The organism is Streptomyces sp. NBC_00210, assembly GCF_045160975.1.
Lineage (GTDB): Bacteria > Actinomycetota > Actinomycetes > Streptomycetales > Streptomycetaceae > Streptomyces.
In genome coordinates, this window is the sequence record NZ_CP108120.1 from 451819 (window position 1) to 476525 (window position 24707).

The 24707-nt window shown below is 69.2% G+C and carries 16 protein-coding genes and 1 pseudogene; 10 read left to right on the forward strand and 7 right to left on the reverse strand.

Annotated features, from left to right (window positions below):
• Positions 1-89 precede the first annotated feature (89 nt).
• The 3 genes and pseudogenes from OG729_RS02320 to OG729_RS02330 form a co-directional block, all read right to left on the reverse strand.
• Entirely contained in the window at positions 90-278 is a 189-nt protein-coding gene (locus OG729_RS02320; RefSeq protein ID WP_405811460.1) for a hypothetical protein, read from the reverse strand.
• A gap of 16 nt (positions 279-294) precedes the next feature.
• Positions 295-1738 (reverse strand): annotated as a pseudogene (locus OG729_RS02325) (NF041680 family putative transposase).
• 299 nt (positions 1739-2037) lie between these two features.
• Positions 2038-2394, reverse strand: coding sequence for an MmcQ/YjbR family DNA-binding protein (locus tag OG729_RS02330; protein WP_405803938.1), 357 nt, complete (start codon positions 2392-2394; stop codon positions 2038-2040).
• A gap of 479 nt (positions 2395-2873) precedes the next feature.
• Between OG729_RS02330 and OG729_RS02335 the strand changes: the two genes are divergently transcribed.
• From OG729_RS02335 to OG729_RS02350, 4 genes are all read left to right on the forward strand, one after another.
• Positions 2874-6095 carry a BTAD domain-containing putative transcriptional regulator gene (locus tag OG729_RS02335; protein ID WP_405803939.1) on the forward strand — a complete coding sequence of 1074 codons (3222 nt, stop codon included), beginning with the start codon at positions 2874-2876 and terminating at the stop codon, positions 6093-6095.
• 69 nt (positions 6096-6164) lie between these two features.
• On the forward strand, positions 6165-7577 hold the full coding sequence (locus OG729_RS02340; protein WP_405803940.1) for an FAD-binding oxidoreductase: 1413 nt from the start codon (positions 6165-6167) through the stop codon (positions 7575-7577).
• A 339-nt stretch (positions 7578-7916) separates the two neighbouring features.
• Positions 7917-8432 (forward strand): GNAT family N-acetyltransferase, encoded by a 516-nt coding sequence (locus OG729_RS02345; RefSeq protein WP_405803942.1) that lies wholly within the window; start codon positions 7917-7919, stop codon positions 8430-8432.
• A gap of 424 nt (positions 8433-8856) precedes the next feature.
• Complete coding sequence (locus OG729_RS02350; protein ID WP_405803944.1) at positions 8857-9825, forward strand: metallophosphoesterase; 969 nt, start codon at positions 8857-8859, stop codon at positions 9823-9825.
• Between the two features lie 99 nt (positions 9826-9924).
• Here the strand turns inward: OG729_RS02350 and OG729_RS02355 are convergent, their stop codons facing one another.
• Together OG729_RS02355 and OG729_RS02360 are read right to left on the reverse strand one after the other, a co-directional pair.
• Positions 9925-11097, reverse strand: a complete 1173-nt coding sequence (locus OG729_RS02355; RefSeq protein ID WP_405803946.1) for a PP2C family protein-serine/threonine phosphatase — start codon at positions 11095-11097, stop codon at positions 9925-9927.
• Positions 11098-11597: 500 nt separating this feature from the next.
• A complete protein-coding gene (locus OG729_RS02360) occupies positions 11598-12377 on the reverse strand; it encodes an alpha/beta fold hydrolase (RefSeq protein ID WP_405803947.1) in 780 nt (259 codons plus the stop codon).
• 454 nt (positions 12378-12831) lie between these two features.
• Here OG729_RS02360 and OG729_RS02365 point away from each other — a divergent pair, with 454 nt between their 5' ends.
• The 3 genes from OG729_RS02365 (at position 12832) to OG729_RS02375 (ending at position 14255) form a co-directional block, all read left to right on the forward strand.
• Entirely contained in the window at positions 12832-13338 is a 507-nt protein-coding gene (locus OG729_RS02365; protein ID WP_405803949.1) for a hypothetical protein, read from the forward strand.
• A 309-nt stretch (positions 13339-13647) separates the two neighbouring features.
• Positions 13648-14001: a hypothetical protein gene (locus tag OG729_RS02370; RefSeq protein ID WP_405803950.1), complete on the forward strand. Its 354-nt coding sequence runs from the start codon at positions 13648-13650 to the stop codon at positions 13999-14001.
• Positions 14002-14081: 80 nt separating this feature from the next.
• Complete coding sequence (locus OG729_RS02375) at positions 14082-14255, forward strand: hypothetical protein (RefSeq protein ID WP_405803952.1); 174 nt, start codon at positions 14082-14084, stop codon at positions 14253-14255.
• Here the strand turns inward: OG729_RS02375 and OG729_RS02380 are convergent.
• Complete coding sequence (locus tag OG729_RS02380) at positions 14228-17095, reverse strand: AAA family ATPase (RefSeq protein WP_405803954.1); 2868 nt, start codon at positions 17093-17095, stop codon at positions 14228-14230. The two genes, OG729_RS02375 and OG729_RS02380, sit on opposite strands and share 28 nt — an antisense overlap.
• 290 nt (positions 17096-17385) lie before the next feature.
• Between OG729_RS02380 and OG729_RS02385 the strand changes: the two genes are divergently transcribed.
• The 3 genes from OG729_RS02385 (at position 17386) to acs (ending at position 21422) form a co-directional block, all read left to right on the forward strand.
• A complete protein-coding gene (locus OG729_RS02385; RefSeq protein WP_405803956.1) occupies positions 17386-17748 on the forward strand; it encodes a DUF485 domain-containing protein in 363 nt (120 codons plus the stop codon).
• 62 nt (positions 17749-17810) lie between these two features.
• Positions 17811-19385: a cation acetate symporter gene (locus tag OG729_RS02390; protein WP_405811014.1), complete on the forward strand. Its 1575-nt coding sequence runs from the start codon at positions 17811-17813 to the stop codon at positions 19383-19385.
• An 81-nt stretch (positions 19386-19466) separates the two neighbouring features.
• On the forward strand, positions 19467-21422 hold the full coding sequence (acs, locus tag OG729_RS02395; RefSeq protein WP_405803957.1) for an acetate--CoA ligase: 1956 nt from the start codon (positions 19467-19469) through the stop codon (positions 21420-21422).
• A 153-nt stretch (positions 21423-21575) separates the two neighbouring features.
• On the opposite strand, the gene OG729_RS02400 is transcribed toward acs, so the two are convergent.
• The gene (locus OG729_RS02400; protein WP_405803959.1) at positions 21576-24305 is read right to left on the reverse strand and encodes an AAA family ATPase; all 2730 of its coding nucleotides are present in this window, start codon (positions 24303-24305) and stop codon (positions 21576-21578) included.
• Positions 24306-24707: the final 402 nt, after the last annotated feature.

Here is a 24707-nt window from a genome sequence, read left to right on the forward strand (position 1 = left end):
GCCGTCGGGGTGACGGTCAGCGAAGCGGTTCTGGTGCCAGCCGGATCCTGTCGGATCGGGTGCGGATGCGCACCGGCCGGGGCGCGGGTTCACGTGGAGGCGGGGGGAAGGGCAGTGCGTTGTTTGACGGGCTTGGTCAGGCGTCTGGTCATGAGGGTGATCGTGGACCAGGCGATGTGCGCCTCGCTGTGCTGGATCAGCCGCTCGTAGTCGCGCCCCGGCGCGACAGTATGCCCACTTCGCCCCAGGCACACCACTACGAGCAGGAAGAGAAACACCTACTGAGCTTGTTCTTTATGGTCTGACCCGGTCACGTTCGGCGATGGTCTCGGGCCGCCTGACCGTTTTGCCCACGTCGTAGTGGGTGGCGGGGTGACGGTTCTTCGAGCCGAGCGGTCTGCCGGGACCGGGCCGGTTGGGTTTCGGTGCACGGGCCGGGCAGGGCAAGTTCGGGCGGAGGTTCCTGAACCCCCGGCGGACACGGGCGGGGTGAGTCGGCCGGGCTCGGCCGGCTTCGCCCAGGGGCGGCGGAGGTCAGCGGCCAGCGGCCGGGCGAGGCGAAGTTGGGTGTGGGCCGCGATGACCAGCCAGGTCCAGCGGTCCGCCGCCTCGGGGGTTCGGAGCTTTGGGCGGGTCCAGCCCAGCGTCTGCTTGATCATCCGGAAAGTGTGTTCCAGGTCGAATCTGCGCAGGAACGCCTGCCAGCGCAGGTCGACGCCCTCGTCCGACAGACCGGTTGCCAACGACCACAGCCCAGACGGGGAGTGGATCGTGGCCGCCGGGCAGGCGGTCGACCTCCAGACGGATCAACGTGCCTTCGATGACGGGGAGTTCGCCGGTGTGGTCGATCCACGCGGAGCGGGTAGTCAGACGAGGATGGATGCGGTCCCAGGCCATCGCGCGTGCGGTGCCGTAGCGGTCGGTGAGCTGCACCGTCGCGGCATCAGGCTCGCCCCAGGTGTCGGGCTTGGCGAAGCGGAATTCCTTGCCGTGCTTCGGCGGGCGCCCGCCTTGCGGCGGCGAGATCCAGGGGACCGGGACGGGCTTGTGCATCACTCGGTCCGTGCGCATCCGCCCCAGGACTTCCACCGGCAGTCCTTCCAGTAGATGGGCCATGCGCGGAGCGTCGTAGGCGGCATCGAAGACGACCAGGATGTCGCGATCACCCGCTTGCCAACGGCTTATGTCGATGAGGTCTTCGACCACCCGGCGGACCTGGGCAGCGGTGACCTCGGCGACGTCGTCGGCCGGCCCCAGCCGCAGCGCGTCCAGGACCTGGCACCACGAGGTCCGGCCCGACTCCAGCACAGCGACGAACGATTAGGGCCAGCCGGGCACGAACTGGTCCGAGGACCGGCCGCTGCGGCCGTAGACGTGGCAGAACAAGCGGTCCGGGCTGGTCGGTGCGTCCGGCCGAAGCCAGTGGGTGACGTCCACCGCCAGGACCAGACGCCCGTCGGCGGCCTCGGGCTGCGGCAGCCCGGCCAGCACCTGCCGCAACTGCGGCACATCCACGTTCCCGCAGTTGAGCGCGTCGTACACCGCGCCGTGCCCGCGCCGGTGCTCGGCCGTCAGTGTGAGGTCCACCGGCGTGGTCACCGGGCCGTCCGCGCACAGCAACGCGTCGGTCAGCTCGAACAGCGTGTCCCCGCGCACGGGCAGGCAGTCGAAGAAGTCGTCCCGGAAGTGTGACGCCACCGCGAGCTTCCCGCCGAACGTCAAGTTGCCGCAGACTCATTCCCCCACGGCCTTTGTACTGATCAAGTGCCTCTGGTCGGAGCACAGGATCAGACGAAGGCCGTGTTCACGTCCCCAGAATCCTCATACGAGCGAGTGCGTTCGAGGCATCGTTCGAGGTCAGACCATAAGGAACAAGCTTAGAGACCACGGTTGCTGTGTGGAGCGTCCGGCGTCAATGACCGCCGTAGGCAGGTCCGTCGTTGATAAGAACAAGCTGAGACGCCCACGATCGCTACGCGCTGCCGCCAGATCGGCGGCCTGCGGGTCGCCTGGGTTGGGAAGCCGTCCTTGTGCGGCTCAGTGGGTAGGGTTGACGAAGTCCAGAGCCTCACGGGCCAGTGCGTCCCAGCTGAGCTCCGAGCCGGGGTCCAGGCTGAGCCACTCGCGCATGAGCCGCCCGTGCCCCGGGTCGAAGCGCTCGCCCTCACCGGCATCCACCAGCTGGTCGACCCGGGCCCGCGGGAGCTTCACCACCAGACGGCCCTGCGCGAGCATCGCGAAAATCTTCCCGCCGCCGACCTTGAGCGCAGCAGCGCCGAACTTTCCCTCCCGTCCCGGCTCGTCGCCAGGGATGGTCACCCCGTCCAGCTCCGCGAACTGCGCGACCAGCTGCTCGTACCGCTTCTCGGGAGAGACTGCCCGCCGTCGCTGCATCGGCTCCTCCACTCATTCCGGCCGGTGCGGGGTCTCCTGCCGACCTCCGACATCTCGGTGTCCGGCAGCCTACTGTTGTGACCAGGCAGACCATAAAGAACAAGCTGAGACAAGCCCGGCCATCGGACAGCTCAACCGCGCTCCAGCGAGGCTCTGAGCAGACGTGATCGCGACGTGATGGCAGCGGCCCTTCGTCGGCGGACGTAAAATGATCGGCGTACGTCCTGCGTGCGCCGGCTGTCGGCTCCGGCTGGTGAGCGCGGGGCAGTGGCCTGACCATCCGGGCCGTTACGGTGATGCCTACGGTCACCTCGGACCGGTCCGGCAGGTGCTCGGTTCAGCGGTGCGGCTGCACGGGTGTGTGTGGTGGCCCTGGCCCGTATCCGCGCCAGGCCGCAGAGGTGCCTGCAGGACATCAAGGCTGGGTCGCCGGCCGGCCGACCGATCCACCCACCCCCCATGGCCCCGTTGGGGCGGACATGGCTGACGAAGTACGCGTTGATCTGCTCGGTGGCTTCCACGTCGCAGTCGGAGACCGCGACGTGGAAGCCGGGGCGTGGCGGCTGCGCAAGGCCAAGAGCGCACTGAAGCTGCTTGCCCTGATGCCGGACCACCGGCTCCACCGGGAACGGCTGTACGACCTGCTGTGGCCGGACCTGGACCAGGCAGCCGCCTCCAACAACCTGCACCAGGTGCTGCATGCCGTACGCCGCGCGTTGGCGACCGCCGGGAGGCCCGGCGATGTCGTCGTCCTGCGAGACGACATGGTCGCACTCGGCCCGGACGGTGGCGTGCGCGTCGACCTCGACGAGCTGGAGAAGGCCGCACGGCGGGCAGCGGCCGACGGCAGGCCATCGGACTACCGTGCCGCACTTGCCCTGGCCGAGCGTGAACTGTTGCCCGAGGACACCTTCGAGCCATGGACGCAGGAGGTGCGTACCGGTGTCGCTGTGCGGCGCACCCGGCTGAGACTGGGCCTTGCCGAAGCGCTCGAGCAGGAGGGCAGCACGGTCGAGGCAATCGAGGTGCTGCAGACCCTGATCGCAGAAGATGCACTGGACGAGCCGGGCCACCGGGCACTGATGCGGGTCCTTGCAGCTGCCGGGCGCCGACGCGAGGCGCTGGCGGTGTACGAGCAACTGCGCGACGCGCTCCGGGCAGACGCCGGGTCCGATCCGGACCCGCAGACCCGCGAGCTCTACCGCACGCTGCTGGTGGGCTCGGTCGAGGAGCCTGTCGAACCCGCCCCCGGTCTCCTGCACCGGAACAACCTGCCAGTGCAGATGACCGCTTTCATCGGCCGGGATCGAGAGATCGCCGAGGTGGAGGAACTGCTCGCGCGCAGTCGGCTGCTGACCCTGACCGGCCCCGGGGGCTGCGGCAAGACCCGGCTCGCACTGGCCGTCGCAGCCCGCCACGTCGGCGCTGTCCGCGACGGTGTGTGGTTCGTCGACCTCGCTGCGCTCACCGACCCCAGGTTCGTTCCTGACGCGGTCGCCGCGGTGCTCGGCATTCAGCTCCCGCCGGGTGACAAGACACAAGCAGCGCTGGTCGCGCAGATCGCCGGGCGGGAACTGCTGCTCGTGCTCGACAACTGCGAGCACCTGGTCGAGTCGTGCGCCGCCCTGGTCTCGGAGGTTCTGGCCCGCTGTGAGGGGGTCGTCGTGCTGGCGACCAGCCGGGAGACGCTCCATGCCTACGGTGAACGCACCTGGCGGGTGCCTTCACTCGGGCTGCCGGACGTGCAACGGCTGCCGCCGCCGGCCGAGCTCGGCCGTTTCGCCTCCGTGCGGCTGTTCGTGGAGCGGGCCGCAGAGGCCGACCCGCATTTTCGGCTGGGCCCGGAAAACGCGGCGGCCGTCGCCCAGATCTGCTTCCGGCTCGACGGGATGCCCCTGGCCCTGGAGCTTGCCGCCGCACGGGTACGCATGCTGGCACCGCAGCAGATCGCCGAGCGGCTCGACGACGCGCTCCCCCTCCTCGGTCAGGGCAGCAGGCACACTGTGACCCGGCAGCAGACACTGTCCGCGACCCTGCAATGGAGTCACCAACTGCTGGACCCCGAGGAACGGCTGCTCTTTCGCAGGCTCGCCGCCTTCGCCGGCGGCTTCTCGCTGGCCGCGGTGGAGGAGGTGTGCACGAGGGACATCGACCCCAAAGCGGTGCTGGACCTGCTCGGCCGACTGGTCGACAAGTCCCTCGTGCTCGTGGAGCGCCGCGGTGACGAAACGAGCTATCGACTTCTGGAAACCATTCGGCAGTACGCCCGGGAACGGCTGCGGGACTCCGGGGAACGTGCGCAGACCGAGACCATGCACCGCGAGTTCTATCTGGCGCTCGCCGAGTCGCACGAACCGGAGCGGACCGCCCGTATCTCCGGCGATCGCGGGACGTCACTCCCCCTCGAAGCCGACCACGACAACCTCCGCGCCGCCCTGAGATCGGCACTCGCCAGCGACCCGGACACCGCGCTACGGCTGGCCGTCGCGTTGCAGCGGTTCTGGGTGGAGCGCGGCTACCTCGCCGAGGGGCGGCGCCGGCTGGACGACGCCCTCGCCCGAGCGTCCGCACCGACCCCCCTGCGTGCCCGGGCTCTCTTCGGGCAGGGTGTGCTCGCGATACGGCTCGGAGACGGCGCCCAGCTGGCCTCCACAGGCGCAGAGATCGTGGCGATCCACCGGCCGCGACAGGACCGAGCAGCGCTGGCGTACGCCTGCTACCAGCAGGCGATCCTGCTGTGGATGCGCGGCACCTGGAACGAGGCACAGGCGGCACTCGACGAGGCATGCGCGCTCGCCGACGGCGAACCGCCGGTTCTCGCCGCCGCCGCGCACCAGCGTGGGATCTGGGCCGTCTGCCGCGGCGAGGGAAGGGCGGCCCGGGACGCCTTCGCGACATGCCTGCGGCTGCTCGCAGACCTGGACGGCGCGGCCCCGCCGTTCTTCCCGGTCATGACACCCGGGTACACGCGTGAGGAGGACCCCGAGGGCAGGATGTCGCTGTTCTTCGAAGAGACTGTGCTCGTCGGACGTCTGGTCGGTGCGGCGCAGGCTCGCGGGTACGCGCTCTCCAACCTCGCGTGGGCCACCCGGCTGGACGGTTATACGGACGAGGCCGCAGCAGCAGCCGAAGAGAGCGTCGACTGCTTCCGCGCGCTCGGTGACCCTCATGGGGAGTCACTGGCCCTCAACGCCCTCGGAAACATCTGCCGCACGCACCGGGATCACGAGAAGGCGCGGGCCTACCTCGACGCCGGCCTGTTGATCAGGCGCCGACTCGGTGACCGCCGCGAGGTCGGGATCACTCTCGGCAACATCGGCCTGCTGGCCATGGCCGTCGGCGATGTCGACAGCGCACGGGCGGCGATCGGCCGAGCCCGCACCGGTTTCGAGGAGACCGGCGACATTCCGGGCGCCATGAACAGTCTGCTCCACCTCGGCCTCGTCGCCCGGGCTGCGGGCGACGCCGCCACGGCCAGGGCACTGCTCACCCGCGCTCTGGATCTCGAACACGTCGCCGGGTCGACGTGCGCCACCGGCTGGGTGGCCGTCATGCTGTCCCGGCTGGCGCGCGAGTCGCGCGACCCGGCCGGAGCCGACGCGGCCACCGCCCGAGCCCTGGGCCTTTTCACGCAGCTGGGCGACACGGCGGGGCTCGAACACCTGTCCCGAGCCGCGTCACGGGCGCAAAGTCGGCGCTAACCCGGTGCTAAGTGACATTTCGTACGTTCCTTGATGTCGGAGCAAATCCCCACATCAAGGAGGCCGACGATGTCGACCCAAACGACGAAGGGTGTCCTCGGCGACGCCACCATCGGTGAGCTGGAGGCGGAACTGCGCGGCACCGTGGTGCGCCCGAGCGACCCGGAGTACGACGAAGCCAGGGCGATCTGGAACGCCGCCCACGACCGGAAGCCCGCTCTGGTGGTGCGCTGCGCCGGGACCGCCGACGTGATCAGGGCAGTAGAGTTCGCGCGCAGCCAGGACCTGCTCGTCGCTGTGCGGGGCGGCGCACACAGCATCGCCGGGTTCTCCACCTGCGACGGCGGAATCGTCATCGACCTGTCCGCCATGAAGGGGGCCCGGGTCGACCCGGTACAGCGCCGGGTCGTCGCACAGCCCGGGCTGACATGGGCGGATCTCGACCGCGAAACACAGGCGTTCGGCCTTGCCGTGACCGGCGGCCTGGTCTCGACGACCGGCATCGCCGGCTTCACCCTGGGCGGCGGTGTGGGCTGGCTGGTCCGCCGTCACGGCCTGAGCAGCGACAATCTGGTCGCGGCCGATGTCGTGACCGCAGATGGCCGTCTCGTGCACGCCAGTGCGGAGGAGAACCCCGACCTGTTCTGGGCGCTCCGCGGCGGTGGCGGCAACTTCGGTGTCGTCACGTCGTTCGAGTACCAACTGCACCCGGTGGGCCCGCAGGTGCTCGCGGGCCTGATCGTCTACCCGCTCGCCGAAGCGCGGCAGGTGATCACCGGGTGGCGTGACCTGACCGCCGAGATGCCCGACGAGCTGACGACGCTGGTCAACCTGACTACAGCGCCGCCACTGCCGTTCCTGCCGGAAGAGGTGCACGGAACCCGGATCGTGGTCATCGCGGGCATGTATGCCGGCGCCATCGAGGACGGCGAAACGGCGGTCCGTCCGCTGCGCACGCTCGGCACCCCGATCGCCGACCTCATGGGCCCGATGCCCTATCTCGCCATGCAGTCACTTCTGGACCCGTTGTGGACGCGCGGAGCGCACAACTACTTCACCTCGGCGTTCATCGAGCCGTCCGACGCGGCGATCGATGCAGTGACGCGCCTGCACCTCACCACTCCGACGCCCTTCAGCGAACTGCACATGCACCATCTCGGCGGCGCCTACGGTCGCGTCCCTGCGGACGGGACCGCCTTCAGCAAGCGTGACGCAAGCGTCCTGTGCAACGTGATCGCGCGCTCCCCCGAGCCGACGGGGTTCGACGAGCACACCGCCTGGGCACGCGAGACACGGGAAGAGATGGCCCGCCACGGCGACGGTGCGATGTACGTCAACTTCACCGGGGACGCGGCTGAGGACAAGGTACGCGCCTCGTATCCGGAAGCAGTCCACGACCGGCTGGTGCAGGTGAAGGACAAGTACGACCCCACCAATCTGTTCCGGCTCAATCAGAACATCCGCCCGTCCCGGGCGAGGTGACTCCCGCCCAAGCCGCCGCACCCGCGGCCTCCCGCGGGTGCGGCGTAACGCGGTCGCGTCAGAGCGGTCTGCCAGGACTCGGGCAACCGACCTGCACGCTGGAAGAGTTCGCTTGCCGGGACGAACATCGTGCCAACCAGAACCGGTACCTGGTGATCCGGATACCCCGCTCAACTCCGTTCCGTGACCAGGAATGCGCATAACGTGATCGATATGGCCTGAACCCTTCTTGAGCCGGCCGGGCAGCGGCAAAAGACTTCTCCTGTGCCAGAGAGGACACGCGCCCCGCAGGGGCTGCGCGTACATCAGTCAGTGCTCACAATCTGAGGAGACGGCCATATGCCCGACGCCGGGCCTCGAAGGACCGCACACCCGATCACTCTGACCGACGGCACTGCCACCCGGACCCGGGAGCTGACCCACTCTGACCTCGGCCCCCTCCAGGCCCTGCACCGCCGTTGCTCGCTGGGCAGCCGCGCCCTGCGCTATCACGCGGGTAAACACGAGCTGTCTCGGGCCGGATGGCGGCTGCTGTCCGACCCGGAGCGCGGCACCACCTTGGTCACCACCACCGCCCAGCACACGGACCGCATCATCGCCATGACCAACGTCATGCGCACCGATCAGCAAGGGGTCGGCGAACTCGCCGTGCTGATCGAGGACGCATGGCAGTCCAAGGGGCTGGGCACCGCACTGGCCGCGCACGCGGCGGATGTGGCCCGCCGGGCCGGCCACCACACCCTGACCGCGTCGGTCGCCGCGGTCAACGCACCAATGCTCCACGTCCTGGAGAGCCTGGATGCGCCGCCCACCCGCGCGACAGGGCCCGTCCTCGACATCCACATACCTCTGTAGCAGACCCGGGGCACCGGTTCGAGCCGGCCTCCACCCGCGCAGCCTCGGTGGCCGACCCGGCAACAACTTGCCCTACCCGAGGTCCTGGGCTGCGCTCCGACTCCGGCGCCGGGCCCTGCCTTTGGACACGCCTCCAGGGCGGGATGCCCTTATCGAGTCGAGCGGGCGCCCGCGCTCTCAACAGCGACGGAAACCAGGCGGCACCGGCTTTGCGCCGAGTGAGCCGCATGACGAGTACGGCGGCACCGCGCAGCCGTTCGCCGGATGCGCGACGGTCTCCCTCGGATGTTGTTCACCCCTCGCTCTCCTGGTCCGGGCCGCCAGTTCACGCCATGCCGGGACATTGGACGGGCCGTAGACCACAGGAGGATGTGCGATGAGACCGTGGCGCCGTACCGCATCAGCGGCAATTGCCTTGAGTGCGTTGTCCCTTGCCCTTTCGGCCGAGCCTGCGTCCGCCGGCCCCGAGGACCAGCCCTTCACCTTCGCGGTGATCGGTGACATGCCGTACGGCGATGCCCAAGCCGCCGAGTTCCCGAAGGTCGTGGCTCAGATCAACGCCGACCCCGACGTTCAGCTCGTCGGCCACCTCGGTGACATCAAGAGCGGCTCGTCCGTCTGCAGTGACGAGTACTTCCACCTCATCAGGTCGCAGTTCGACACGTTCAAGGATCCGTTGGTCTACACCCCCGGCGACAACGAGTGGACCGACTGCCACCGGCCGAGCGCCGGACCGTACAACCCGCTGGAGCGACTGGCCGCGATCCGGGAGGTGTTCTTCCCGCGGCCGGGCTGGACGCTCGGTCAGCACAGCGTCCGTGTGACCTCGGGCGTCGGCACGGGCCACCCCGAGAACGTCACATACAGGCGAGCCGGCGTAGCGTTCGCCGCCGTGCACATCGTGGGCAGCAACAACGGCATGGCGCCGTGGACCGGCAGCACCGCACCCACCCCGGAGCAGGCCGCCGAGGTCAGGGGACGTACGGCCGCGACCGTGCAGTCGATCCATGACACCTTCGACAAGGCCCGGCGCAACCACAACAAGGCGGTCGCCCTGCTCACTCAGGCCGACATGTTCGACCCGACGGTCAAGGATGCCGCGTTCGCCGACTACGACGCCTTCCAGCCGATCGTCCGTACGATCGCCGACGAGTCGGCCCGGTTCAGTGGACCGGTGTACCTGTTCAACGGCGACAGCCACGCCTACAACAGCGACAAGCCGCTGGACACCGGCTCGACGTGGCTTTCCTTCTACGGCATCAAGGCCGCAGCCCCGAACCTCTCCCGCGTCACCGTCGACGGGTCGAGCAACGGCACCAACTACCTGAAGGTGACGGTCCACCCAGGAAGCGAGCAAGTCCTGACCTGGACTCGGGTGCCGTTCGCATTCTGAGGGTTCTTCCGCAGCCTGGCACGTACGCAGCCGACCGGTCCAAGCCCGTCGAGGGCGAACAGCTGAGCGTCGCCGGCTCGCCGCAGGGTCCTACTACTGTCACTTGGGCGCGGCAGCTGCGCCGGCTTGTCTGCCCACTTCGTCGTCGAGCCTGTCGAAGACGATCATCGCCACATCGTCGGCCAGGCGGCCCTCGGTGTGGCGGATCAATCCCTGGTGCAGTTGTTCCAGGAACTCGGACGGGGTGCGGTCGTGCATCGCTTCCATGGCCTCGGGCAGGGCGAAGAATTCGTTGTCCCCATTGCGGGCTTCTATGACGCCGTCGGTGTACAGCAGCAGACGGTCGCCGGGTGCGAACGGATAGCTCTCCGCCTTGGCGGGAGGACCGGTGATGAAGTCTTCCAAGCCAAGCGGCGGCAGTGGTGAGGTCGGCATCAGGGCCTGAACCCTGCCCTCGTTGAGCACCAGCGGAGGCAGATGGCCACGGTTGACCAACTCCACCACGCCTTCGTCCGGCACCTGAGCCACGAGCGCGGTGACGAACGACTCCGCCTCTTCCTCGTCGTCCTGATCGATCCCACGCGGCATGGCGCGCTCCCGTCGCAGCGCAGCCGCGCAGTGGTTGATGACCTCCGCCAGGTCTTCTTCATAGTGCACGGCCTCCCGGAAGGCGCCCAGCACGGCTGCGGCCGAGCGCACAGCGGGAAGCCCCTTGCCTCGGACATCTCCGACGATCATCCGGACCCCGTACCGGGTCTGCACGGCCTCGTACAGATCGCCGCCGATCTGCGCCCCCGTTTCCGCCGCGATATACCTGCTGGCCGCCCGCACCGGGCCGACTCGGTCGGGCACAGGCCGCAGCAGCACCCTCTGTGCCGCCATGGCGATCCGGCGTACCTGGTTGAGCTCCTGCTGCCTGTGGGTATGCACAGCGCTACTGGTCGTGACACTGGCCGCGGACACCAGGAACAGAGCCAGGAAATTGGTATAGACCTGCAGGGTGCCCCAGGCTTGGTTGTAGGTGGCCGTGGCAACGCTTACAGCCAGCGCGAAAGCCGCTGCCGCGAGGGTGCCCTTGGGGCCCATCGCAACCGCGGCCAACGCCGGCGTCGCTGTGAGGAGGGGGCCGGTATACAGGAAGTGTGCAGGCGAGAACTCGATAGCCACCACGAGCAGTGCGATTGCGAACGGCACACACTCCGCGAGTGTGAACAGCACCCGGTTATGACCACCCGCCCCCGGTCGAGGAGCGGAGGGGAAGAGCGACCGCATGGATACAGCCTGCCTCGTTGAAGCGCCATGCTCCACTCGTCGGCACCGTACGTGCTGAGCGCCCACGTCTGCCGACCTGGCCGACACATCTCTCGACCTGACCCAGCTGGAGCTCGCCGTGGCGACGCCTAAAGACGCCTCGGATACGCCTCGGAATGGACGTCCCGAACGGCTACGGGGTGAAGGGTGAAGAGGGAGCGGCCGCAGGGACGGGCTCGTTCGCTGCGGCGCACCCTGCTTCTGGGTGGCTTTCGGAGTCAGCAGGTGATGGCCTTGAGGCCTTTTGACGAGCAGGCGTTCGCCAGGCGGTGACGTCTCGCCCGCCGAGTCGCCATCGCCTTGAAGTCCGCAGCGTCGAGAGCCTTCTTCGCCCCGGGCGCGGCAGCGCTACGGTCTTCGTATTGTGCACAACAAGGTACGGGGACCGAGATGTTGAGCGAGGCGCTGGTCGCGTTGGCGGTGCCGGGGGCACGGCGGGATCCGCTCGGCCGCCTGCCGCCTCATGCTCGTTCGGTCACGAACCAGTCGAGCGCCGCGGTCAGCTCCGCCGGCTTCTCCACCGGCAGTTCGTGGCCGGCGTCCACGATCCGGACCAGCGCGTCGGGGTAGGCCTTCGCCATCCGCAGCATCTGCGCGACGGGCAGCTGGATGTCGTGGTAGCCGTGCACCAACAGGGTGGGCGTGCGGATCTCGCCGACCCGGTCGAGGACGTCAAAGGACCGCATGGCGGCGTAGCACGTCATGACCACCTCCCGCGGCGTGGCCGAGGAGGCCCGGATGTACCCGCGGATCTCCTCGCGCGGGTAGCCGGGGGCAAAAGCCCGCTGGATGTTGGCGGCGACGAACACCTTGAACGGCGCCAGCGTGGATGCCGCCATCAGCAGGCCCCGCCCACGGCTGTAGGTCATCCGGCTGATCGAGTTCACCAGCACCAGGCGCTCGATCCGCTCGGGATGGCCGAGGGCGAGGGTCTGCGCGATCATCCCGCCCATGGAGTGGCCGACGAGCACGAACCGGTCGACCTCGAGGTGGTCGAGGAGGGCGAGGACGTCCACGGCCAGCTCTTCGATCGTCCGCGCGCCCGACCCGCTGCTCTCGCCGTGCCCGCGCAGGTCGAGCCGTATGACCCGCCGCTTCGGCGCGAAGTGCGCCATCTGGTGGTCCCAGCGGTGCCGGTCGGCCGTCCAACCGTGAATGAACACCAGGGGCACGCCGTCACCGTCGCGGGGGCCCTCGTCGTCGTACGTCAGTGCTGCGCCGTCGACAGCGAGAAGCGACATGGGTCGTGTCCTCCTGGGGTGTGGTTCGGGTATGGCCGGGTACTGCCGCCGACCGCCTCGGAAGCAGTCACCGGCGCTTGGCGAGAAAGTCGAGAATGTTCCCGAAACACGTCGAGGGCGGCGCCCCGGGCCAGGAACGTGTCGAGGTGACCGTAGCCGGGAATCTCGGTGCACGCCACGTCCAGTTGCGGTTGGTTGCCGGTTTCAATGAAGCAGCCGCACCCCATGTCGGGCGGGGTCGGTGGATTCGAAGCCGGCCGGCCCGCCTGTTGGCGAACGGTGCGGCGGCGGAGCGCGGCCTTTGTATCGGCGGCACCGAGAGCCCTTTCCATGCCGTAGGCGACGAGCCGACGGGCCGCCGAGCAGGACAGTCGCCACTGCGGGGGAAAACCCCACCGCCGACGTTCGTACAGGCACGATCGATCCTGCGTGCAACGACTGTGATCGTGGATGCATGGAGATCACGCAACAGTCATATCGCCGTTCCGCCCGTTCGTTCGTTTCGAAGACCATGGGCAGGCCCGCCCAGTCGTGCGTCTGGCGGGGGATCACATTGCTGCCGGTGTCGGCTGCCCGGCTCATGCGCACAGTATCGAGAGGGCGCTTCGCCGACGCGCCGGCGGCGCTCCTGGGGATGGGGCTGGGGCTCGTCGCCTGGTTCATCATCCTGATCAGTACACAGGCGGCCGTAAATGGCGCTCTCTACCCGCTCTTGGACGCGCACGATTACCAGAACTCCTGGGGCGGCCCTACCCTGGCGGGTGCCTGGGCGGCCCACGCGGGGCTGACCGTGCCGATTCTCGTGGCTGCCGTATGGCTACTGCGTGGCCTGGTCGCACTCGGCTCCTACGATCAGGAATCGTCCACCGGAGCGAGGTCCCACCGGTGGAGCAGGCCGCTCGCCATCCTCTTGGCCGCAGCAGGAGCGGCGCTGTTCGTGGGATGGCTCAATCAGCTGTGAACCGGACGGTGTGTGGTTCCGGCCCAGATGGCGCGCCGGATTGGGTCTGATCAGGTCACCCCTCCCGGCCCCCGGGTTCCCGGGAAGGGCTACGGCGGCGTTGCCGGAGGGCACTTGCTGCCGAGTGGCTCCACCGAAAGACCCCGCACCCCTCGCCGAAAGATCTGGACCTTACGGTGCGTAACCCTGGCCACGGCCCAGCGCCCACTGATGGGATCGAGCCAGGCGACGCCCCAACACCGCCCAGGGAGAACCCTGCGGCGAAGGGCGGCCCGACGGGGCCCGCCACCACACGATGAAGAGAGCACCATGCCGCACACCCCACCACCCGCAACCGCCGAGAACCCGCCGGTGACGCACCAGGCCCTTCCGGTACCCGCCGACGTACCGGCCGCCACGACCGGATCGGTGCCGCCACAGGCTCCCTGGCCGCCCATGTTGCCCGCGCGGGACGACCGACGCGGCAACAGCGCCGTCATCGTCGTTCTCTCCTGCGCCCTGTTGCTCAGCCTGTGCAGCCTCTACGTCTCCGTCCAGCGCAACATGTACGCAGAGACGACTCCAGCGAACGAGCACTCGGGCGAGTGCCAAATACCCCTCGACAACGAGGAATCCTGGGACGACGCCATCGTGCACCGCACCCGGCCCGGCACCCGCGAGTGAACACCAGCAGCATGCCCAATCGTTCGGCAGGAAGGCTGGTTCGCGGTCTCCTCCTGGTCTTGGCCGGAGTTCTCACGACCGTGACCGCCATCATCATCTGGGCCGTCACCACCGTCGGCGGTGGTCCGGCATTTGTCGCTGCGACCGTCGTCCTGGCGGCACCGTGGGCGATCGTCCACCGGCTGACCACTCGTCCGCTGTCGCATCACTCGAAGGACGAGATCCTTCAGCGCAGTGCCTCCGCCAGTCCCTGACGGCCCTTGATTCCCAGCTTGCCGTAGACATGGGTGAGATGGACCTCCACGGTCCGCAGGCCGACGAAGAGATGCTGGGCGATCTCCCGGTTGGTCATTCCACCCGCCGCGAGATCGGCGACCCTGCGTTCGGTCGGAGTGAGCGCGTCCACACCGTGGAACGTGCGGGTACGGGGCCGGTCGCCGAGGGCACGCAGTTCCCGCAGCGCGCCCTCCGCGACCACACCGGCACTGCACGCATGGGCGACGCTGACCGCCTCCTGCAGGTCCGCACGGCCCTCCGGGATCCTGCCGCAGCGGATGGCCAGGGCCCCGCGGTCCGCCAGCGCCTGCGCGTACCGGAAGCGGGCAAGTGACGTCTCCAGCGTGCGTACCGCTTCGTCGAGCAGCTGAAGGCCCTTTGGCCCGCCGGTGACGATTCCCAGGGCGCGCAGCGCGACACCCGTCATCTCCGCGACGCCCCAGCGCCGGGCGAGCGCCACCTCCTCCTCGGCAAGACGCACGGCCTCCTCGGCGCGGCCCAGCCGGGCGTGCACCAGCGCCGCCTCGGACCGCCAGGGGTAGAAGCCGGGGGCGAGCATGTTGCGGGCCACGGTGCGGGCGCCGCAGGTCAGGAAGTCGGCGAGGCCCTCCTCCAGTCGGCCCTGTTCAGTGCGCAACCAGCCCCGGGCGAGCAGCAGATAGTCGTTGATCCAGTACGGATGGAGCTGCCTGTCCAGCCCGCTGCGCTCCAGCAGGGACTGTGCCTCCTCGATGCGGCCCTGCCGGGTCAGCGCCTCGACGAGGGTCGCGACGGCGAACACCGTGTGGCTGGACCCGAGCGACACCCCCACTTCCAGCAGTGCTTCCAGGGCGGCTTCGGCGTCGGCCTGGCACTCCAGGGTGTGGCCCAGCCGCGCGTTGGCGTTGCCTCGCGTCGCGACGGCATGCGCGTACTGGAAGACCGCGCCCCGGGCCCGCGCCTCGTCGATGGCCGCCTCTGCGTAGTCGTGTGAGAGGTCGGGGCGGCCGGCGGCACCGAGGGCGAGTATCGCGCAGTGGTAGACCACCGACTCGTCGTCTGCCGGCGCCAAGCCGTGGCCCAGCGCCAGGCGGGCCAGCCGGAGCACTTCCTCCGCCTCCTCCCCCACCATCGCTCCACGCAGGCTGAGCAGCGCGGCGAGGGGACGTTCGACGGCGGTTCCGGACGCGTCCGTCATGGCCAGGTCCATCAGCCGCGGATAGGCACGTGCGGCGGAGGCCAGCTCGACCAGGCTGATGAAGAGGAAGTCGATCTCGAGGCGCAGCGCGTACGCCGGGTCGACCGGGCGTATGGCGGCGCTGGTGCGTTCCAGTACGTCCAGGGCGTCGAGAAATCGGTCGACGGCGAACAGTGCGCCGGCCAGCCGGCGGGCGGCTGAGGTCTGCTCGCCGGGCCCCTTGCTGAGCTGGAGGCTGCGGCGCAGCTCGTCTATGGCGGTCGGGACGCTGGACTCGAGCTCCGCCTCGCCCAGCAGGCTGAGAACCGTCGCCCGCTCCTCCTCCGCCAGTGGCTCGCGCAGGGCGCGTCGCAGATAGCGGGCGGCTCGGTCGTGGGCACCGGCATCGCTCGCCTCGACCGCCGCCCGGCGTAGTACCTCGGGCGCCGACGGCTGTCCGGGGGCGCAGTGCAGCAGATGGTGGGCGACCTGCTCGGGCGCGGCGACGCGGCCGAGCAGGAAACGGGCGGCGCCGGCGTGGAGTTCCTGGCGTCGGCTGGGTGGTACGAACTGTTCAGCGGCGTCCGAGAGCAGCGAGGCGGCGATGCCCACGCCCTGCTCGCTCTGGTGCAGGAGCCCGGCACGTACGAGGGTGTGCACGGCGTCCTCGGCGGCGGGCTGCGGCACTGCGGTGACTTCGGCGATCAGTTCCACCGACTGGGGAGACCCGAAGACCGCCACCGCGCCGACCAGGGCTTCACCGTGGGCTACGGTGCCGCGGAGCAACGAGCGGACGGCGGGGGCCAGTTCAGGCAGCAGCGCGCCGAGGGCGACGGAAACGGTCCGCTCACCGGTGGCAGTCCCGGGCTTCGGTTCCGGGGGTGCGGCGGCCAGGATGCCGAGGACGGAACGGAGCAGGAAGTGGTTGCCGCCCGTGGCCTGTTGGCATGCCTCGAGGAACGTCTGGCCGGCGTCGTGTCCGAGGGTCCGGTCGAGCAGTGCTTCCATGGCCTGCGGGGCGAGCGGGGAGAGGTTGATCTGGTCGCGGAAGAGCGGCAGGACGGCGCCGAGCGCGTCCTCGTTCGGTGACTCGCCGGGGCCCAGCGAGGCGATGACGGCGGGCGGAGAGCCGTCGGCGCGGCGCATCAGCCGTCGGAGCAGGCGGAGCGAGGCCGCGTCCGCCCACTGGAGGTCGTCCACGCAGAGCAGGGGTCGGCGCCCGCCCGCGGCAAGCCGGGCGACCACGGCGTCCAGGCTCCGGTGATACGCGCCGTCCTCGGGCGGTTCGCCGGAGGGCCGCGCGGAGGGGATGGCCGGGGCCGATTCGAGCAACTGCCGCAGCACGGCGTGGTCGGTGCGGCTCTCGTCGGGATCGGCCCAGGCGTCGAGCACAGCCCTGTCGTCGGCCCGCGCCTCATCGAGCAGGGCGCGCAGGAGGGCGCTCTTCCCGCTGCCGTAGCCGCCCCGTACAAGGACGAACAGATGGTCACCGTCCGTGACCGCGGGCCCGGCGCCGATCCCGAGCAGGGTCCGCAGTTCCGCGAGATCGGCTTCCCGGCCGATCGAATCGGGGATCGTTCCGGGCGGGCCGGGAGGTGCAACCGGCCTGGTCCCCCCGCTCCCCCGCCCGGATATGGCGGCCGATTGTGCTGCGTACGGCATGGGTATCGCGTGTCCCCCTTCACGGCTCTCCGTCGCTCGGATGCCGCAGACAGATTCTTGCACCGAAGCACGAGGGGACCTACCGAAAGAATCCACACCCTCGCCGAAAGATCTAGACCTTACGGTGCGTAACGCTGGCCGTATCCCGTCGTCCGCTGATGAGATCGGACCGACCTTCGGTGCACGCCGACGTCACAAGCTTCCGGCACCGGCCGTGGAGGGCTTTCGTCACCCCGCGCTCGCCGGCACCCCCCACCGTTCCCCAAGCTCACCAGCACGTACGGAGATCCATGTCCAGCCCGACCGAACCGCTCGAGAAACCGCAGTACGCGGACATACGCGAAACCGAGAGCTTCGCCGAACTTCGCAGCCGTTTCCGGCGTTTCAGCTTTCCGATGACCGGAGCGTTTCTGCTCTTCTATGTGTCCTACGTCGTCCTGTGCACCTATGCACCGCACCTGGTGGCAACCAAGGTGGTGGGGGATGTGAACGTCGCCCTGCTGCTGGGCCTGGCGCAGTTCGCCTCCACCTTCCTCATCGCCTGGCTCTACACCCGTTACGCGAAGGCCCGGCTCGACCCGATCGCCGATTCCCTGCGGTTCGCCGTCCAGCCGGACATCGACCCCCTCGCCCCCGCGCGAGGTGAGGTGTGAACGGCACTGCACTCCTCGGTACCGGCACGCTCGCCGCGTCCAGCACCTCGCAGAACCGCACGATGATCATCGCGTTGTTCCTGCTCTTCGTCGCCGTCACCCTGGGCATCACCGTCTGGGTCGGCAGAAACAACAGGAACGCCACCGACTTCTACGCCGGAGGACGGTCGTTCAGCGGCTTCCAGAACGGTCTTGCCATCTCCGGCGACTACATGTCCGCGGCCTCCTTCCTCGGCATCACCGGATCCATCGCCCTCTTCGGCTACGACGGCTTCCTCTACTCGGTCGGATTCCTGGTCGCCTGGCTCGTGGCCCTGCTGCTCGTTGCCGAACCGCTGCGCAACAGCGGCCGGTTCACCATGGCGGACATCCTCGCGTTCCGACTGCGGCAGCGTCCGGTCCGTACCGCCGCCGGTGTCTCCACCATCGTGGTCTCCATCGTGTACCTGCTCGCCCAGATGGTCGGCGCGGGCTCGCTGGTCGCACTGCTGCTCGGAGTGTCCGGCGACGGCGCCAAGAAGTGGATCATTCTCGGCGTCGGCGCACTGATGATCCTCTACGTCACCGTCGGCGGGATGAAGGGCACCACGTGGGTGCAGATCATCAAGGCCGGCCTGCTCATGGCCGGAGCGCTGCTGCTGACCGTGATGGTGATGAACCGCTTCGGCTGGAACCTCTCCTCACTTCTCGGCTCAGCGGCCGACGCCAGCGGCAAGGGTGACGCCTTCCTCGAGCCGGGACTGAAGTACGGCATCAGCTCACTCACCCGGCTCGACTTCATCAGCCTCGGCCTCGCCCTCGTCCTGGGCACAGCCGGCCTGCCTCACATCCTGGTCCGCTTCTACACCGTGCCCACCGCACGAGCCGCGCGAACGTCGGTGAACTGGGCCATCGCGATCATCGGCATCTTCTATCTCATGACCATCGCGCTCGGTTTCGGCGCGGCGGCGCTGATCGGCCCGGACGCGATCAAGGCGTCCAACCCTGCCGGTACGACCACTGCGCTGATGCTCGCCGAGGAACTCGGCGGCGGCTCGGGGACCAGTACCGGAGCGCTGCTGCTCGCCGTCATCTCGGCGGTCGCCTTCGCGACCATCCTCGCTGTGGTGGCCGGCCTGACATTGGCATCCTCGGCCTCCTTCGCACATGACCTGTACGCCCATGTCATCCGCAAGGGCCAGGCCGGCGAGAAGCAGGAAGTGCGGGTGGCCCGCTGGTCGGCGGTGGCGATCGGAGCTGTCGCGGTGGCCTTGAGCATGCTCGCGGACAAGCTCAACACGGCGGCACTGGTGGCGCTGGCCTTCGCGATCGCGGCATCCGCCAATGTGCCGACCATCGTCTACAGCCTCTTCTGGAAGCGCTTCAACACCACGGGCGCGCTGGCCGGCATCTACGGCGGCCTAGCTTCCTCCCTGCTGCTGGTGATCTTCTCCCCGGTGGTCTCGGGCAAGCCGACGTCCATGATCCCGAGCGCGGACTTCCATATCTTCCCGCTGGAGAACCCGGGACTGATCTCCATTCCGCTCGGCTTCCTGCTCGGGTGGCTCGGCACGGTGCTGTCCCGGCCCGAGGAGCACGGCGCAGAAAAGCACGCGGAGCTGGAGATCCGCTCCCTGACGGGCATTGGCGCGAACTGAGCCCGCCCACCGCCCTTTCTGCGTCCTTGCCGATGCCCTCCATCGTTTCATCTTCCGCAACAGACCATGAGGAACAAGAAATTGAGTAACGAAAGCCTGGCCAACCTGCTCAAGGAAGAACGGCGGTTCGCACCGCCGGCGGAGCTGGCCGCGCACGCCAACGTGACGGCGGAGGCGTACGAGCAGGCCGAGGCGGACAGGCTTGGCTTCTGGGCCGAGCAGGCGAGGCGGCTGACCTGGGCCACCGAACCGACCGAGACCCTTGACTGGACCAACCCGCCGTTCGCGAAGTGGTTCGCCGACGGCACGCTGAACATCGCCTACAACTGCGTGGACCGCCATGTCGAGGCAGGCAACGGCGACCGCATCGCCATCCACTTCGAGGGAGAACCCGGCGACAGCCGCGCCCTCACCTACACCGAACTCAAGGACGAGGTCTCGCGCGCCGCGAACGCCCTGACCGAGCTCGGAGTCCAGGCAGGCGACCGGGTCGCCGTCTACATGCCGATGATCCCCGAGGCCGTCGTCGCCATGCTGGCCTGCGCCCGGATCGGCGCCGCGCACTCGGTCGTCTTCGGCGGCTTCTCCGCCGAAGCACTCGCCACCCGCATCGAGGACGCCGACGCCAAGGTCGTCATCACCGCCGACGGCGGCTACCGACGCGGCAAGGCCACCGCCCTCAAGCCCGCCGTCGACGACGCGATCGAGCGCGTCGACCGGGTCGAACACGTCCTCGTCGTACGCCGTACCGGCCAGGACGTCGCCTTCACCGAGGGCCGCGACGTGTGGTGGCACGAAATCACCGCCCGCCAGCCCGCCGAACACACCCCGCAGGCCTTCGACGCCGAGCACCCGCTGTTCATCCTCTACACCTCCGGCACCACCGGGAAGCCGAAGGGCATCCTGCACACCTCCGGCGGCTACCTCACCCAGGCGGCCTACACCCACCACGCCGTCTTCGACCTCAAACCGGACACCGACGTCTACTGGTGCACCGCCGACATCGGCTGGGTGACCGGCCACTCCTACATCGTCTACGGCCCACTGGCCAACGGCGCCACCCAGGTGATCTACGAAGGCACCCCCGACACCCCGCACCAGGGCCGCTTCTGGGAAATCGTCCAGAAGTACGGCGTCACCATCCTCTACACCGCGCCGACCGCGATCCGCACCTTCATGAAGTGGGGCGACGACATCCCCGCGAAGTTCGACCTGTCCTCACTGCGGGTGCTCGGGTCGGTCGGCGAGCCGATCAACCCCGAGGCATGGATCTGGTACCGCGAGCACATCGGCGCGGGCAAGACCCCGATCGTCGACACCTGGTGGCAGACCGAGACCGGCGCGATGATGATCAGCCCACTGCCCGGCGTCACCGAGACCAAGCCCGGCTCCGCCCAACGCGCCCTGCCCGGCATCTCCGCCACCGTCGTCGACGACGACGCGAACGAGGTCCCGAACGGGCACGGCGGGTACCTCGTACTCACCGAGCCGTGGCCGTCCATGCTCCGCACCATCTGGGGCAACGACCAGCGCTTCATCGAGACGTACTGGTCGCGCTTCGAGGGGAAGTACTTCGCGGGCGACGGCGCGAAGAAGGACGACGACGGCGACATCTGGCTGCTCGGCCGCGTCGACGACGTCATGCTCGTCTCCGGCCACAACATCTCCACCACCGAAGTGGAATCCGCACTCGTCTCCCACCCGAAGGTCGCCGAGGCGGCAGTCGTCGGCGCGGCCGACACCACCACCACCCAGGCCATCGTCGCCTTCGTGATCCTGCGCGGCACCGCCACGGAAGACGAAGGCCTGGTGGAAGAGCTGCGGGCGCATGTCGCCAAGACCCTCGGCCCCATCGCCAAACCCAAGCGCATACTCGCGGTGGCCGAGTTGCCCAAGACCCGCTCCGGCAAAATCATGCGCCGGCTGCTGCGCGATGTCGCCGAGAACCGCCAACTGGGCGACGTCACCACCCTCACCGACTCCTCCGTCATGAACCTCATCCAGTCCAAGCTGCCCACCGCGGCCAACGAGGACTGAGTCCCCGCCAACACCACACAGCGGCGATCCGGAGAAACGGGCCGCCACACAGACCGGATGCCGGGCAGTGACTCCCCCCACCGCCCGGCATCCTGTTGCCCTTTCCGGTCCCGGCCTGTCGTTCGCGCGCCGGCAAGATCCGGAAGACAGGCCCTACACCGCAAGAGCCTCCGCCAGTCCGGCCCGGCCGCTGATACCGAGCTTGTGGTACGCCTTGCTGAGATGGACCTCGACGGTCCGCAGACCGACGAAGAGCCGCGCCGCGATCTCCTTGTTCGTCAGGCCCTCGGCAGCGAGCTCCGCGACCCGGCGCTCCGAGCGGGTCAGTGCCTCCAGCCCGTGTGAGGCGCGGGACTCCGCCCGGTAACCGCCGGCCCGCAATTCCTCCTGGGCGAAGCCGACCACAGCGGTCGCCCCGCACTGCTCGGCGACGCTCACCGCCTGCAGCAGCCAGTTCCGCGCCGCCGAAGGCAGCCCGTTCCGTCGTACCAGCGCCCCGTAGTCGGCGAGCGCCTGCGCGTACGAGAAGCGCGCGGTGGAGGGTTCCAGCAGCCGGATGGACTCACGAAGCATTTCCGCGCCCGGGGAGCCCCCGGTGATGACTCCACGAGCGCGGAGCGCCACCCCGGTGAACTCCGGTATCCCCCACGCCTGGGCGAGAGTGAGCTCTTCCTCGACGAGTGCACTCGCCTGTTCGTGCTCACCGAGGGAAGCGTGGGCCAGCGCGGCCTCGGAACGCCAGGGCAGCACGCCCGGTCCGGCCATCCGGCGGGCCCGGGCACAGGCTCCGGCGTGGAGGAAGTCGGCGAGGCCCTCCCGGGCCCGGCCCTGTGCCATCCTCAGCCGGCCGCGGACCAGCGCGGTGAAGTCATTGGCCCAGTGGCGGTTGAGCCGGCCGGTCAGCCCGTGGTCGGCGAGCAGTTGCTCGGCCTCCTCGGTACGGCCCTGTTTGACCAGTGCGTCCGTCCACATGGCCACGCCGTGACTGGTGGTCGGTCCGGCGCCGACGCCTCTCAGCGACTCGACGGCGGCGCGGGCGTCGGCCTCGCATCCGACAACGTTGCCGACGCGGTAGTTGACCCCGGCGCGCAGCGTGGAGAGGTACGCGGAGCTGAGTGCGGACCCTCCCACGCGGACCGCGTCCATGCTCGCGTTGACGTGGGCGAGGGCGAGATCGGAGCGGCCTGACGCGGCCAGTGCCAGCACCGGGGCGGTGTAGACGAACGATTCGTCGTCCTCGGGGCAGACCCCGTCGCTCAAGGCCTCCTGGGCGTAGGTGACCGCGTCCGCCGGGTTGCCTCCGTCCATGATCGAACGGAGCGAGAGCAATGCGGCGAGCGGCCGCTGTACGAGGGTTCCCCCGGCCTCGGCCAGGTCCATCGCCATCAGCCGGGGCATCGCCGCGGCGGCCGTGGAGGCGCGGCTGAGCTGGGCGTAGACCAGGTCGATCTCCAGGCGCAGGGCGTCCACCGGGCTGGCCGGGCGGATCCGCTCGGCGATGTGCTCCAGCACGTCGAGCCCTTCGCGGTAGCGGTCCAGGGTGAACAGGGCAGCGGACAGCGAGCGTGCCGCCGCTGCCTGTTCGCCGGGCGCGCCGGCGAGATCCAGACTTCGGCGGAGGCTGTGCACCGCACTGGGCACGCAGCGGGCGAGTTCGGCCTCACCGAGCAAGGCGAGCGCCTGGGCCCGAACCGGGTCGGGGAGGGGTTCGCGCAGTGCGCGTCGCAGACAGTCGAGTGCGGCCGCGCGGTCCCCGCGGGCCATCGCTTCGTCGGCGGCGTGGAGCAGGGCGTCGACCGCCCACTGCCGGCCAAGCGGAGCGTTCAGCAGATGAGGGACGACTGTGTCCCAGGCGGCCCCCTGGTCGATCAGGAACTGCGCCGCGCGGGCGTGGAGTTCCTGACGGCGGCTGGGCAGTACTTCATTGGCGACGGCCACGGACAGGACCGGACAACTGAAGGCGACGCCCTCCGCTGCGCGGATCATCACTCCGGTGGCCGTGAGCGTGTGCAGGCTGTCCTCGACAGCGAGCTGAGGCAGTTCGGCGGCGCAGGCGATCAGATCGGCGGCCGGCGGCCGTGGACCGGCCAGCACGGCGGCCGCCTCGGCGGTGGCGACCGCATCGGGTCCGCAGGCCCGCAGCGTGGCCTGAACGGTACGGCCCACCTCGGCGGGTACGTAGCGGGCGAGATCGGCGCCGGTATCGGCGTCCGGCGCCGCTCCATGGGTGCGTATGGACCGGAGCAGGGCATGCAGCAGGGCGGGGATGCCGCCGGTGGCCGTGCGGCAGGCGGTGACGAAGTCCGGTTCGGGCTCAGTCCCGAGCACCCCCTCGGTGAGTTCGCCGACTTCTGCGTCGCCCAGCGGGGTGAGCCAGATGCGGTGCCGGAACAGCGGCAGCAGCGTGCCGATGCAGTGCTCGTCGCCGGACGGGAGCGCCGGACCCATGGTGGCGACCACGGTGATCGGCAGTCCGTCCAGTCGGCGAAGCAGCCTGCCCAGCCACGTGACCGAGGCCGTGTCGGCCCATTGGAGGTCGTCGATTCCCAGCACGACCCGGCGGTCGTCGCGGGTGAGAGCAGCCGCGGCCCGGTACGGAGCCTGGAAGTCGGCGACGGCCGCCTGCACGGTCTCGTCCAGCTTCTCTTCGGCTACGTGCTCCAACAGCTGGTGGACAACACCGAAATCGGTCGGTGTGTCCAGAGAGTCGGCCGTCGCACTGAGGACGAGATGCCCGTCGGCTTTCGCTCGGTGCAGCACCCGGCGGAGCAGGGCGCTCTTGCCCACGCCGCTCCCCCCGCGCACGATCACCGCCGTTGCGGGTGCGGCAGGTCTGGTCAGCTCACCAAGTGTGGCGAGTTCTCGTTGTCGTCCAATCAGCACGGTCGTTGCCCCGTTGTCATGCTTCCCCAACCCACAGCCCTCCGCTGTGGTCAGGGAGGCGACCGTGCCGTCACCGTACCGGGTTTTTGCGCCGAGGATGACGCTCCGTGGTGACGAGCAAGGCTGCGCTCAGCATATTTGCAGGAAAGTTCAAGAGCAGAGGGGTGCCGAGTTACAGCGTGTCGTCGACCCCGGATGAACCGAAAGGGGACCGGGGTGTCCACCGAGGACGTTGACCGAGGTGTCGACCGGGACACCCAAGGGTTTGGCCGGACGGTGGTTCCTGGCTTGCACGGACCTTGCCGACGTTGGTGAAGTGAGATCCATCAACAGCGCTTCCCCGGACAGCTGGAGGGCAACCCCTCGCTGCCGGCAACAGCGCCGCCCCAGGCTGCGGTTCAG